Genomic DNA, 12,780 nt, shown 5'->3' on the forward strand with positions numbered 1-12,780 from the left:
GGCTTAGTTCTTATCGCGAATCGAGAAATTCGCCATGTGTTCCAGGCCCTTGATCAGTGCCGAGTGGTCCCAGTTGCTGCCACCGATGGCCGCGCAAGTGCTGAACACTTGCTGGGCGTTGGCAGTGTTCGGCAGGTTGATGTTCAGCTCCTTGGCGCCTTGCAGTGCCAGGTTCAGGTCCTTCTGGTGCAGGCTGATGCGGAAGCCTGGATCGAAGGTGCCCTTGATCATGCGCTCGCCGTGTACTTCGAGGATCTTCGACGAAGCGAAACCGCCCATCAGTGCTTCACGCACCTTGGCTGGATCGGCACCGTTCTTGGCAGCGAACAGCAGGGCTTCGGCCACCGCCTGGATGTTCAGCGCGACAATGATCTGGTTCGCCACTTTGGCGGTTTGACCGTCACCGTTGCCGCCGACCAGGGTGATGTTCTTGCCCATGGCCTGGAACAGCGGCAGCGCGCGTTCGAAGGCATCGGCATCGCCGCCGACCATGATGCTCAGGGACGCCGCCTTGGCACCGACTTCACCGCCGGACACTGGTGCGTCGAGGTACTGGGCGCCTTTTTCGTTGATCTTGGCGGCGAAGGCCTTGGTGGCGGTCGGCGAGATCGAGCTCATGTCGATCACCACTTTGCCTTTGCCGATACCGGCAGCCACGCCGTCGGCACGGAACAGCACGTCATCGACCTGCGGGGTGTCCGGGACCATGACGATGATGAATTCGGCTTCCTGGGCGACTTCTTTCGGGTTCGCCAGGGCGACGGCGCCGGCGGCGACCAGGTCGGCGGGGGCGGCGTCGTGGTGCGCCGACAGGAACAGGCTGTGACCGGCTTTTTGCAGGTTCGCCGCCATTGGGTGGCCCATGATGCCGGTGCCGATAAATCCGATTTTAGCCATGAGAAAATCCTCTTGTTTTTGTCTTGCTCCCGGCTCTGGCCGATGAGCATTTTGTGGCGAGGGGATTTATCCCCGTGGGGCAGCGAAGCTGCCTTTTGTTGTGAATCAGTCAGTCCGCATGTGCAGGTTTTACGACTGCTGCGCAGCCGAACGGGGATAAATCCCCTCGCCACAAGGGCCCAACTCAATCTCAGATTGCGTTATGGGTTTTCAACCAGCCCAAACCCGCTTCCGTAGTGGTCAGCGGCTTGTATTCGCAACCGACCCAGCCCTGATACCCGATGCGGTCCAGGTGTTCGAACAGGAAGCGGTAGTTGATTTCACCGGTACCCGGTTCGTTGCGCCCTGGGTTGTCTGCCAACTGCACATGGTTGATTTCGCCCAAGTGCGATTGCAGGGTGCGGGCCAGGTCGCCCTCCATGATTTGCATGTGATAGATGTCGTATTGCAGGAACAGGTTGGCGCTGCCGACCTGCTCGCGGATCGACAGGGCTTGCGCCGTGTTGTTGAGGTAGAAACCCGGGATATCGCGGGTGTTGATCGCCTCCATCACCAGTTTGATACCTGCCGCTTGCAGCTTGTCGGCCGCGTACTTGAGGTTGGCGACGAAGGTTTTTTCCACGGTGGCATCGTCAACGCCTTGTGGGCGGATGCCGGCCAGGCAGTTGACCTGGGTGTTGCCCAGCACTTGTGCGTAGGCGATCGCCAGGTCGACACCGGCGCGGAACTCTTCAACCCGATCCGGCAGGCAGGCGATACCGCGCTCGCCCTTGGCCCAGTCGCCGGCCGGCAGGTTGAACAGCACTTGGGTCAGACCGTTGACGTCGAGCTTGGCCTTGATTTCGGCAGAGCTGAAGTCGTACGGGAACAGGTACTCGACACCACTGAAACCGGCCTTGGCGGCCGCTTCGAAACGGGCGAGAAAGTCCTGTTCGGTGAACAGCATGGACAAGTTGGCTGCGAAACGCGGCATGGTGGTCTCCCGTAAATTTGTGAGGGCCCCGTGTGGGAGCGAGCCTGCTCGCGAAAGCGGTGTGTCAGACAACATCGATGCTGACTGTGCCGCCCCCTTCGCGAGCAGGCTCGCTCCCACAGGGGTAACGATCATTAATCGAGCAACGAAATCGCAGTCGGTGCATCGTTACCGACCAGCGCCAGGTCTTCGAATTCGTTGACGGCGTTGATCTCGGTGCCCATGGAAATGTTGGTTACGCGCTCCAGGATAATCTCGACGATCACCGGCACCTTGAACTCTTCGATCAGCTCCTGGGCTTTGCGCAGGGCAGGCTGGATCTGAGCCGGTTCGAAGACTCGCAGCGCCTTGCAGCCGAGACCTTCGGCAACCGCGACGTGGTCGACACCATAACCGTTGAGCTCCGGAGCGTTCAGGTTGTCGAACGACAGCTGTACGCAGTAATCCATGTCGAAGCCGCGCTGCGCCTGACGGATCAGACCCAGGTACGAGTTGTTTACCACCACATGAATGTACGGCAGCTTGAACTGCGCGCCCACTGCCAATTCTTCGATCATGAACTGGAAGTCATAGTCCCCCGAAAGGGCCACGACTTTGCGGTTCGGGTCAGCCTTGACCACGCCCAGCGCGGCAGGAATGGTCCAGCCCAGAGGGCCTGCCTGACCGCAGTTGATCCAGTGGCGCGGCTTGTAGACGTGCAGGAACTGCGCGCCGGCAATCTGCGACAGACCGATGGTGCTGACGTAGCAAGTGTCCTTGCCGAACACCTGGTTCATCTCTTCGTAGACGCGCTGCGGCTTGACCGGCACATTGTCGAAGTGAGTCTTGCGCTGCAGGCTGGCTTTGCGCTGCTGGCAGTCTTGCAGCCAGGCGCTGCGGTTTTTCAGCTTGCCGGCAGCTTGCCACTCGCGAGCGACTTCGATGAAAACGGTCAGCGCGGCGGCGGCATCGGACACGATGCCCAGGTCCGGGGTGAATACGCGGCCGATCTGCGTGCCTTCGATGTCGACGTGAATGAACTTGCGGCCTTCGGTGTATACGTCAACCGAACCGGTGTGGCGGTTGGCCCAACGGTTACCGATGCCCAGCACCACGTCGGATTTGAGCATCGTGGCGTTGCCATAACGGTGCGAGGTTTGCAGGCCAACCATGCCGACCATCAACGGGTGATCGTCGGGGATGGTGCCCCAGCCCATCAGGGTCGGGATGACCGGGATGCCGGTCAGCTCGGCGAATTCCACCAGCAGGTCGCTGGCATCGGCATTGATGATGCCGCCACCGGCCACCAGCAATGGGCGCTCGGCCTGATCCAACAGAGCCAGGGCTTTTTCCACCTGAATGCGGGTCGCGGTTGGCTTGGCCAGCGGCAGCGGCTGGTAGGCATCGATGTCGAATTCGATCTCGGCCATCTGTACGTCGAACGGCAGGTCGATCAGCACTGGGCCTGGGCGGCCGGAGCGCATCTCAAAGAACGCTTTCTGGAACGCGTAAGGCACTTGGCCCGGTTCGAGCACGGTGGTCGCCCACTTGGTCACTGGCTTGACGATGCTGGTGATGTCGACAGCCTGGAAGTCTTCCTTGTGCAGACGGGCGCGGGGTGCCTGGCCAGTGATGCAGAGGATGGGAATCGAGTCGGCCGAGGCGCTGTACAGCCCGGTGACCATGTCGGTACCGGCAGGTCCCGAAGTGCCGATGCACACGCCGATGTTGCCGGCCTTGGTGCGGGTGTAGCCCTCGGCCATGTGCGAGGCGCCTTCAACGTGGCGAGCGAGTACGTGATCGATGCCGCCGACCTTTTGCAGGGCGGAGTACAGCGGGTTGATGGCGGCACCGGGGATGCCAAAAGCGGTATCAACCCCTTCACGGCGCATCACCAGAACGGCGGCTTCGATTGCTCTCATTTTGCTCATGGTTTTGTGCCTCTTTACGTTTTGTAATTGTATACAAGTGGCTTTGCGCAGAGTGTATTCACGGCGGACGGCGCAGGTCAATCCATTTTCTCAAGCGGTTGTTTCATTCGTCGGAAGCCCGGTCTACTGTGGCTTTTCGTCGCATGTGACGCTTTTCGATAATTATTGTATACAAAAAAATAATTCATTGTGTTCTATTTGTTGCATCGGCCTGCGGCACAACGAAGCAGTCCACCGACTTTCCGAAAAACAAAATGAGGACGGCACCATGAGCGCTTTAACCTTGAAAGTCGCAGTCACCCTGGTCAACGAGGCCATCACAGCTGCACGGGCAATCTCAGCCGCGCCCCTGGCCATCGCGGTACTGGATGCTGGCGGGCATCTGATTACCTTGCAACGCGAGGACGGCGCCAGCCTGCTGCGCCCGCAAGTCGCCATTGGCAAAGCCTGGGGCGCCATCGCGCTGGGCAAAGGCTCACGCCTGCTGGCCCTGGACGCCCAACAGCGCCCGGCGTTTATCGCCGCATTGAATAGCCTGGGGCAGGGCAGCGTCGTGCCGGCACCGGGTGGTGTGTTGATTAGGGATCAGGAGGGGAACGTGCTGGGGGCGGTGGGGATCAGCGGGGATCTGTCGGATGTTGATGAGCAGTGCGCGATCAATGCGATCGAGGCGTTGGGGTTGAGGGCGGATGCGGGGGCTACTGCTTAATCTTTGGTGATTGATCCATCGCTTTCGCGAGCAAGAGATTTACTTGCACAGTAGATCCACTGTGGGAGCGAGCCTGCTCGCGAAGGCATTCTTCCAGACACATCAAGCTAAAAGTCTGCATGACGATCCGGCATTTCCAGGACTAGCCTTTTCATGACCCCATCATGAGAGAGGCAAAGGAATGCCTGATTTAGCCGCTTCACATCGCTTGAGAGCGGGCCGCTTTACCGAGCCCAATCGAATCTATCTACTCACCACCAACACACTTGATCGAGAACCAATTTTTGCCGATTTCACTTTGGGCAGGTTTTGTTCATCAATTTCGCCAAGCACAAAACTCAGGACTAGTGGACTCTCTGGCATGGGTAGTCATGCCGGATCATTTTCACTGGCTAATCGATCTGCAGCGGGGATCATTGAGTGAGCTGATGCAAAGGACCAAATCCTTAAGCACCAAGGCGATCAATCTGTCCACTGGCCGTCAGATCAGTCTGTGGCAGCAAGGCTTTCATGACCGAGCACTGCGCCGTGATGAAGATTTGGTAAAAATGGCTCGGTACATTGTGGCCAACCCGCTAAGGGCAGGGTTAGTCGAGCGGCTTGGCGACTATCCGCTGTGGGATGCGATTTGGGTTTGAGCTGGAACCGAGTTGCCTTCTTCGCGAGCAGGCTCGCTCCCACAATGGTGGTGTGCAAGCAAACTCGCTGTGGGAGTGAGCCTGCTCGCGATGGCTACGCCGCGGAGTATCAGTCCGGCTCGCACCCCTTGAGCACCAACCGAATAATCGTCTGCGCCGCCGCTTCATAATCCTCTTCATCCAGCTTGGCCTTGCCGGTGATGGCGGTGATTTGCCAGTCGAAGTCGGCGTAGGTCTGGGTCGCGGCCCAGATGCTGAACATCAGGTGATTGGGGTCGATTGGCGCTATCTGGCCACGGTCGATCCAGGTCTGGATGCAGTCGATATTGTGCTTGGCTTGGCCATTGAGCTGTTCGACCAGATCGGGGCTCAGGTGCGGGGCGCCGTGCATGATTTCACTGGCGAACACCTTGGAGGCGAAGGGCAGGTCGCGAGAGATGCGGATTTTCGAGCGGATGTAGCCGCTCAGCACTTCACTGGGCACCCCGTCGGGGTTGAACGGCGTCGAGGCCTGCAGAATCGGCTCGATGATGCTTTCCAGGACCTCGCGATAGAGGTTTTCCTTGGATTTGAAGTAGTAGTAGACGTTGGGCTTGGGTAATCCCGCCTTGGCTGCGATGTCACTGGTTTTGGTCGCAGCGAAGCCCTTGTCGGCAAATTCTTCACTGGCGGCACGCAGGATCAGTTGTTTGTTGCGCTCGCGTATGGTGCTCATAAACCAGGGGGTTCCTTGCCTGTACTGGCGGTTGCGCATGGTAGCACCGGCCTTCGGCGACGCTCAAGAATGCTCCGTGCGGCGTCAGGCCGCGCTATGCTGCACGGCATTCATTCAAGAAGGAAAGCCGATTCATGGCAGGAAGCAGTTTGCTCGTGTTGATCGACGACATCGCCGCCGTGCTGGACGATGTGGCGTTGATGACCAAAATGGCCGCCAAGAAGACCGCCGGGGTACTGGGCGATGATCTGGCACTCAATGCCCAGCAGGTCAGCGGCGTGCGTGCCGAGCGGGAAATACCGGTGGTTTGGGCGGTCGCCAAAGGCTCGTTCGTCAACAAACTGATTCTGGTGCCGTCGGCATTGGCCATCAGCGCGTTCATCCCGTGGCTGGTCACGCCGTTGTTGATGGTCGGTGGCGCTTACCTATGCTTCGAAGGGTTCGAGAAGCTCGCTCACAAGTTCCTGCACAGCAAGGCTGAAGACCAGGCCGAACATGCCGACCTGGTAGAGGCAGTGGCGGATCCGGCGGTCGATCTGGTGGCGTTCGAAAAGGACAAGATCAAGGGCGCGATCCGTACCGACTTCATTCTTTCGGCGGAAATCATCGCCATCACCCTTGGCGTCGTGGCCGATTCGGCGCTGACCCAGCAAGTCATCGTGCTCTCGGGTATCGCCATCGTCATGACTGTCGGCGTTTACGGGTTGGTAGCGGGCATCGTCAAGCTCGATGACCTGGGACTGTGGCTGACCCAGAAGCCGGGGCAGATGGCCAAAAGCATAGGCGGCGGCATTCTGCGCGCGGCGCCGTACATGATGAAAAGCCTATCGGTGATCGGTACGGCGGCAATGTTCCTGGTCGGTGGCGGCATCCTTACCCACGGTGTTCCGGTGGTGCATCACTGGATCGAAAGTGTCAGCGCAGGCGCGGGCGGTGCCGGGTTTATTGTGCCGACGCTGCTCAATGCGGTGGCGGGGATTGTGGCGGGGGCGGTGGTGTTGGTTGGGGTGATGGTTGTTAGCAAAATCTGGAAGACCCTGAAAGGCTAAGGCCAGGGACTTACAGCGACACATAACAACTGTGGGAGCGAGCCTGCTCGCGAAGACGGAGTGTCAGTCGACATCAACATTGACTGATAGACCGCTTTCGCGAGCAGGCTCGCTCCCACAGTGATTTGTGCTCGCCGCAATTACTCGGCAATCTGCAATTTGCGCGACTCGGTGTACACGTAACGCACCTTTTCATACTCGAACGGTGAGTTCAGCTGGCCATAGCGGAAGCCGGTCTGATAGCGCTTGTCGATGCTGCGCAGGATCAAGACTTCCGGATGGTTGGAGCTGACTTCGGCAACGTTGAGAAAGTTGATGGCGTTCTCGGCGCTGAAATCGACCACCAGCCCGCCCGTGTCACGCAGGTTGGACGGTCCGAGGATCGGCAGTACGAAGTAAGCGCCGCCCGGAACACCATAGAAGCCCATGGTCTGGCCGAAGTCTTCGTTCTGGCGCGGCAAGCCCATGGCCGTAGCCGGGTCCCACAGGCCAGCGATGCCGATGGTGGTGTTGAGCAGCAGCCGACCGGTGGTTTCCATCGAACGCTGGCCCTTGAACTGCAACAGGCTGTTGAGCAGGTTCGGTACGTCGCCGAGGTTGTTGAAGAAATTGCTGACGCCGGTGCGCAAGAAGCTCGGCGTGATGTAGCGATAGCCGTCGATCACCGGCAGGAACACCCATTGGTCGAACCGGTAGTTGAAGTGGTAGACGCGGCGGTTCCACTCTTCCAGCGGGTCGTAGACGTTCAAAGCGCTGAGCGTCGAACGTTCGAATTCGCGCTGGTCCAGGCCCGGGTTGAACTTGAGTTTGCTCAGGGGGTTCTTGAAACCGTCACTGTCGACGACGACAGGGGCGTTGGCTTTGCTGTTGTCCGCATTGGCAATGCCTGCACTGAGTAACGCGGCGATAAGCAGGAGGTATTTAGCCACGGAAAAACTCCAGCATGGCGTCGCTGTTGACGCGGTAGTTAAGGTTGCCGCAATGGCCGCCCAGCGGGTAAACGGTCAGGCGATCACCAAACGTCTTGCGCAGGAAACCGAGGTCTCCAGGGCTGAGAATCACGTCGTCGGCGTTGTGCATCACGGCGATTTTCGGGCTGTCGTGCAGGTAATCCTTCAGTGCATACAAGCTCACCTGGTCGATCAATTGCAGCAGGCTGCCGCCGTCGGTGCGGGCGCGCCACATCGGGATCAATTGTTCGGCGAGGTAGCAGTCGAAGTCGCACTGCAGCGCACGCTTGAGGTACGGCGTGAGGCTGGTGCCTTCTGTAATGGGCGTTTTCGGTGGAGTGATCAGGCCGCGACGGTTGATCAGGTCCGAGGTGAAGGCGATGTCGGCGGCCGAAAAACGGAACGAGGTGCCGATGAGCATGGCCATCTGTTCGTTGCTCAGGTGCTGCTTGGACTGCTGGAAGTCGTAGAGCAGTGCGTCGTTGAGATCGATGTAGCCCTTCTGCTGGAAGTAACGGGTCAGTTTGTCCAGCACCAGCTCATAGAAGGTGGTGGTGTTGTTGATGCCCTTGACCTCGGTCTGGACCAGTCTGTCCAGGTTGGTGATCGAGGTGTACAGATTGACCGGAGGATTGAGCAGCAGCACTTTCTTGAAGTTGAAGCTGCGGCGGGTTTCGTCCAGGTGCGCGACGAATGCCGCTTCCAGTGCGCCCAGGCTGTAGCCCGTCAGGTAGTAATCGGTGACCGGCAGTTTCGGGTTTTGCGCCCGCACGGCCTGCATCACCCGGTACATGTCTTCGGCGTCATCCTTGGTGATGCCGGGCGTGGCAAAGCGTGAGGCGGCGCTCATGAAGTCGAAGCTGGTGGGCGACGACAATTGCACCACGTGATAGCCGGCCTTGTAATAGAGTTTTTTCAGGTATTCGTTGAGGCTGCTGTCGTAGCGCGCACCGGTGCCGGCGATCAGGAAAATCAACGGCGCGGCTTTATCCTGGGTGGCAATGCGATAGGTGAGTTTCTTCACTGGCCAGAAGTTGTCCGGCAGTTCGAACGCGCGTTCCGGGCGCAAGGTGACGCTGCGATCCGCCTGATCGATGTCCTCGTCCAGCGGCAGCTCGGGACGCAAGTCCGGCGGCGTTGTGGCAATCGTCGCCTCAAACGGGTTGGTCAAGGGGTAGCCATAACTGGCGGCGTCAATATCGACCGCCAGTGCGGACGCACTCAAGATAAGGCCGCCAAACAGGGCGGCGAAGTGCAAGGAACGGAGCATGACTAGATCCCTAGAGAAGGTGCCGAATGAAGTTCGCAGGCTATGACCACTGGATCTGCGCCAAGTGCCACGCATCGGCACCAAACAGGCCTTAATTCCGAGTAATAGTAGCTCGACGATACACTTTTCAGTGATTGAATGACCAGTTAACAGTTGTTATTGCTTGCGTCAGGCTGTCGGGCGATTAAGCTGGCCGCCGTTTTCGCGTATTGGAGTGCTTCATGTCCCGCCGTCTGCCCGTGATTCTGCTGCTTGTCCTGCTGCCCCTCTGGTTGGCCGCCAGTTATGGCGCGCGTTATGGCTTCATGGAAGATGCGCAATGGGTCGGCATCTGCGTGGATGAGGCAAGCCGTTGGGAATGCCAGGTGCGTTCGAGCCTGGGCCTGATGATTCACTTTCAGGTATTGGGCTGGGGGGCGTTGGCTGCCGCCGTGATCGGCTTTGTGTTGCCCGGGCGGGCAGGGTGGTGGTTGGCGGTACTGGCGCTGGCGCTCGGGTTTCCGGCGCTGGCGTTGTACAACACGACGATGGCGGTGTTTGCGGTGGTGATTGCGGGGTTGCGGTTGGTCAGGGTCTCCCGTAGCGCCTGATAGATAGCCTTCGCGAGCAGGCTCGCTCCCACAATGGATCTTCGGTGAGCACTGATTTTATGTGCGACGAAGATCAACCTGTGGGAGCGAGCCTGCTCGCGAAGAGGCCGGATGCAGCGCCGAAGATCAGATCTCGCGAACCCGCAAGCTGCGCCACAACGCCGCCACCATCAACACACTCACCAGCGCCCAACCCCAGGCCTGCTGGTTCTGCAACCCCTCACGGTACAGTTGCGGCGCAATGCCGGCGCCAATAATGAAGGTCAGCAAGGCAATCTCCCGACGCGGCACACTCACCGGGCGGCACAGGTAGACCAGTGCCGGCACGATGAACGCGACGCTCGGGAAGCTGCGATAGCGCGGGTCAAATACCAGCTCCAGCATCGTCACCGCTGCGGCGAAGCCGGCCACCGCAACCAACCAGCCGGCCCGACGTTCCAGCGCATTGAACGCCCGGCCACGCCAACCGGTGCGAGGACTCAGTGTCAGCGCGGCATGGGCCAGCACCAGCACATTCAACGCGGTCAGCAAGGCAACCCACAACCACTCACTGGCAAAGCGCGTGGTGACCCGTGCCAGATCGCCCCACGCACCAATCGAGCACGCGGCCAGTGCACCCAACAATGGCAGAATAAGCGCGGCGCGCGTGCTGCGAACGCGTCCACCGAGAATCAGTGTGCCAAGAAAGATGAAGCCGCCGACCGCCAGCCAGTGCGACCAGTACGGCACGTTGGTCACCGGCCCTGCGAGCACGCCCTTGTCCTGGCGATCCGCATCGAACAGCCCCCAATAACCGCCGACCGCGCCTTCGCTGGCACGTTTCCACGGCTGGTCGAAGGCCTCGATGAGGTTGTAGTGCCAACCACGCTGCTCAGCCATGGCGACAAAACCGCGAATGAACCTGGCTTCGTCGACCCGGCTTGGTACGGCAATTCTGCGTTGACGGCCCTCACTGGGCCAGCCGGTTTCTCCAATGAACACTTCTTTCGGGGCGAACATGCTGGCGAACGACTCGCGAATCATGGCAAGTTGCGACAGCGAGACCTCGACATCCCAAGGGTAATCGGCCCAGTACGGCAGCAAATGAATGGTCACGAAGTCCACCGCTGGGGCGATTTCCGGGTGCTTTTGCCAGAACTCCCAGACGTCGGCATAGGTGACGGGCTGCTTGACCTGGCTTTTGACCCGATCAATCAGTTTTACCAGCTGTGTACTGGTGACTTCCTTGCGCAACAGAGCCTCGTTGCCGACGATTACCGCGGTCACCACGTCCGGGTTGGCATTGGCTTCGGCGATCAGTAGCTCTACTTCATTGGCGGTATCCACCGGGTTGCTGTTGACCCAGGCGCCGATCATCATTTTCAGCCCGTGTTTTCGTGCCAGATCCGGCAGGGCTTCGAGCCCTGTCATCGAGTAGGTTCGAATGCATTCGAAGCGAGTTGCCAGCAATGCGAGGTCGGCATCCATGCGGTCGGGACGAAGATTGAACGGCACGTCGAACGGCGACTGGTCCTTGTCGAACGGGGTGTAGGAGGCGCATTGCAACTTGTGCGTCGCGCTGGCGACGTCCGGCAGGATCACCGGTTTGCCGAGACCGTACCAGAAGCCACCCAGGGCAAACAGCCCCAGCAGGCAAGCGAATAGATAAGCAAAAAAAGGAAAGCGCGATGTCGCGGGCATGGTCAGGCCGTCTGGGAGCAAAGCGGCGCATGTTACCTGCATTTATCGCGTGCTTGGTGCCCTGCATGATTTTGACATGCAAAGTTCGGGCGGAATGGCCGGTACGTTTGACGCGCTCAGCATTAATGGCGTTCTGATGTCGTTTCTCGGTGCCTTGAGGTCGCTGGCAGAGCAGGTCGCTGATAGCGTCAGGTTGATTATCGCAGGCGTCAGTACCCTCGTTGATAAATCGCGCTGATGATCGAACGAGTTTGCGGTGGGGCGTGATGGGGGCGCTGTGCACTATAACTATACGTTGACGCGACTCGGCATCCGTCGAGCGCAGCACTTTCGGGGAAGTAACGATGAAGATGCGACGACTTTTAGGCGCAGGTGCCGCTCTGGTGCTTGCGATGGGCTCCACATTCGCCAATGCCGAGAGCAAGACCCTGAGCATCGGTTACGTTGACGGCTGGTCCGACAGCGTCGCGACCACTCACGTGGCCGCTGAAGTGATCAAGCAGAAGCTGGGTTATGACGTGAAGCTGCAAGCCGTCGCTACCGGGATCATGTGGCAGGGCGTGGCCACCGGCAAACTCGACGCCATGCTGTCGGCCTGGCTACCAGTGACCCACGGCGATTACTGGGCCAAGAACAAGGACCAGGTCGTCGACTACGGCCCGAACTTCAAGGACGCCAAAATCGGCTTGATCGTGCCGGAGTACGTCAAGGCCAAGTCACTTGAAGACCTGAAAACCGATGACAGCTTCAAAAAACGCATCGTCGGCATCGACGCCGGTTCAGGCGTGATGCTCAAGACCGAGCAGGCGATCAAGGATTACGACCTGACCGGCTATCAACTCAAGGCCAGTTCCGGCGCCGGCATGATTGCCGAGCTGACCCGTGCCGAGAAGAAAAACGAATCCATTGCCGTCACCGGTTGGGTGCCGCACTGGATGTTCGCCAAGTGGAAACTGCGTTTCCTGGAAGACCCGAAAGGCGTGTATGGCGCGGCTGAAACCGTGAACAGCATCGGCAGCAAAGAGCTGGCGACCAAGGCACCGGAAGTGGTCAAGTTCCTGAAGAACTTCCAGTGGGCTTCGAAAGATGAGATCGGCGAAGTCATGCTGGCGATTCAGGAAGGTGCCAAGCCTGAAGCAGCGGCGAAGGATTGGGTAGCCAAGCATCCGGAGCGTGTGGCTGACTGGATCAAGTAACAGCAAGTAAAGCATCTGTTCTGTTGTTCAAAGACCCCCAGGCAGGAATGCCCTGGGGGTCTTTGCATTTCTGCATTGGACAAAAAACTGTAGAAGCGAGCCTGCTCGCGAAAAACGCAAGGGCTCCGCGGCGTATCTGGGTGTGCTCGTTATCGTTCAAGACCATCGCGAGCAGGCTCGCTCCTACAATTGGCAGATTTGTC

The 12,780-nt window shown here is 59.2% G+C and carries 11 protein-coding genes and 1 pseudogene; 5 read left to right on the forward strand and 7 right to left on the reverse strand.

Annotated features, from left to right (window positions below):
* Positions 1-3: 3 nt before the first annotated feature.
* The 3 genes from ACA058_RS07965 to gcl all read right to left on the reverse strand — a co-directional run bounded on the left by ACA058_RS07965 (position 4) and on the right by gcl (position 3,780).
* Positions 4-897: a 2-hydroxy-3-oxopropionate reductase gene (locus tag ACA058_RS07965; protein ID WP_497638601.1), complete on the reverse strand. Its 894-nt coding sequence runs from the start codon at positions 895-897 to the stop codon at positions 4-6.
* A 190-nt stretch (positions 898-1,087) separates the two neighbouring features.
* Positions 1,088-1,870, reverse strand: a complete 783-nt coding sequence (gene hyi, locus ACA058_RS07970; RefSeq protein ID WP_497638602.1) for a hydroxypyruvate isomerase — start codon at positions 1,868-1,870, stop codon at positions 1,088-1,090.
* Between the two features lie 134 nt (positions 1,871-2,004).
* Positions 2,005-3,780 (reverse strand): glyoxylate carboligase, encoded by a 1,776-nt coding sequence (gene gcl, locus ACA058_RS07975; protein ID WP_497638603.1) that lies wholly within the window; start codon positions 3,778-3,780, stop codon positions 2,005-2,007.
* A 268-nt stretch (positions 3,781-4,048) separates the two neighbouring features.
* On the opposite strand from gcl, the gene ACA058_RS07980 reads away from it, so the two are divergent.
* Both ACA058_RS07980 and ACA058_RS07985 read left to right on the forward strand, forming a co-directional pair.
* Entirely contained in the window at positions 4,049-4,489 is a 441-nt protein-coding gene (locus ACA058_RS07980; protein ID WP_497638604.1) for a GlcG/HbpS family heme-binding protein, read from the forward strand.
* A gap of 181 nt (positions 4,490-4,670) precedes the next feature.
* Positions 4,671-5,127, forward strand: a pseudogene (locus tag ACA058_RS07985) (REP-associated tyrosine transposase).
* A 109-nt stretch (positions 5,128-5,236) separates the two neighbouring features.
* Here ACA058_RS07985 and ACA058_RS07990 read toward each other — a convergent pair.
* Positions 5,237-5,842, reverse strand: coding sequence for a TetR/AcrR family transcriptional regulator (locus ACA058_RS07990; protein ID WP_497638605.1), 606 nt, complete (start codon positions 5,840-5,842; stop codon positions 5,237-5,239).
* Between the two features lie 134 nt (positions 5,843-5,976).
* On the opposite strand from ACA058_RS07990, the gene ACA058_RS07995 reads away from it, so the two are divergent.
* Positions 5,977-6,891 carry a DUF808 domain-containing protein gene (locus ACA058_RS07995; RefSeq protein WP_497638606.1) on the forward strand — a complete coding sequence of 305 codons (915 nt, stop codon included), beginning with the start codon at positions 5,977-5,979 and terminating at the stop codon, positions 6,889-6,891.
* 140 nt (positions 6,892-7,031) lie between these two features.
* Here ACA058_RS07995 and ACA058_RS08000 read toward each other — a convergent pair whose 3' ends face one another.
* Positions 7,032-7,820 (reverse strand): MlaA family lipoprotein, encoded by a 789-nt coding sequence (locus ACA058_RS08000; protein ID WP_497638607.1) that lies wholly within the window; start codon positions 7,818-7,820, stop codon positions 7,032-7,034.
* Positions 7,813-9,111, reverse strand: a complete 1,299-nt coding sequence (locus ACA058_RS08005) for a serine/threonine protein kinase (RefSeq protein WP_497638608.1) — start codon at positions 9,109-9,111, stop codon at positions 7,813-7,815. Before ACA058_RS08005 ends, ACA058_RS08000 begins: the two co-directional genes overlap by 8 nt.
* A gap of 221 nt (positions 9,112-9,332) precedes the next feature.
* Here ACA058_RS08005 and ACA058_RS08010 point away from each other — a divergent pair, with 221 nt between their 5' ends.
* Entirely contained in the window at positions 9,333-9,701 is a 369-nt protein-coding gene (locus tag ACA058_RS08010) for a hypothetical protein (protein ID WP_497638609.1), read from the forward strand.
* A gap of 126 nt (positions 9,702-9,827) precedes the next feature.
* Here ACA058_RS08010 and ACA058_RS08015 read toward each other — a convergent pair whose 3' ends face one another.
* Positions 9,828-11,423, reverse strand: a complete 1,596-nt coding sequence (locus ACA058_RS08015; RefSeq protein ID WP_497638610.1) for a glycoside hydrolase family 17 protein — start codon at positions 11,421-11,423, stop codon at positions 9,828-9,830.
* A gap of 302 nt (positions 11,424-11,725) precedes the next feature.
* Between ACA058_RS08015 and ACA058_RS08020 the strand changes: the two genes are divergently transcribed.
* Complete coding sequence (locus tag ACA058_RS08020; protein WP_497638611.1) at positions 11,726-12,577, forward strand: glycine betaine ABC transporter substrate-binding protein; 852 nt, start codon at positions 11,726-11,728, stop codon at positions 12,575-12,577.
* The last annotated feature ends 203 nt before the right edge of the window (positions 12,578-12,780 follow it).

It is taken from the genome of Pseudomonas sp. LBUM1649, assembly GCF_059716155.1.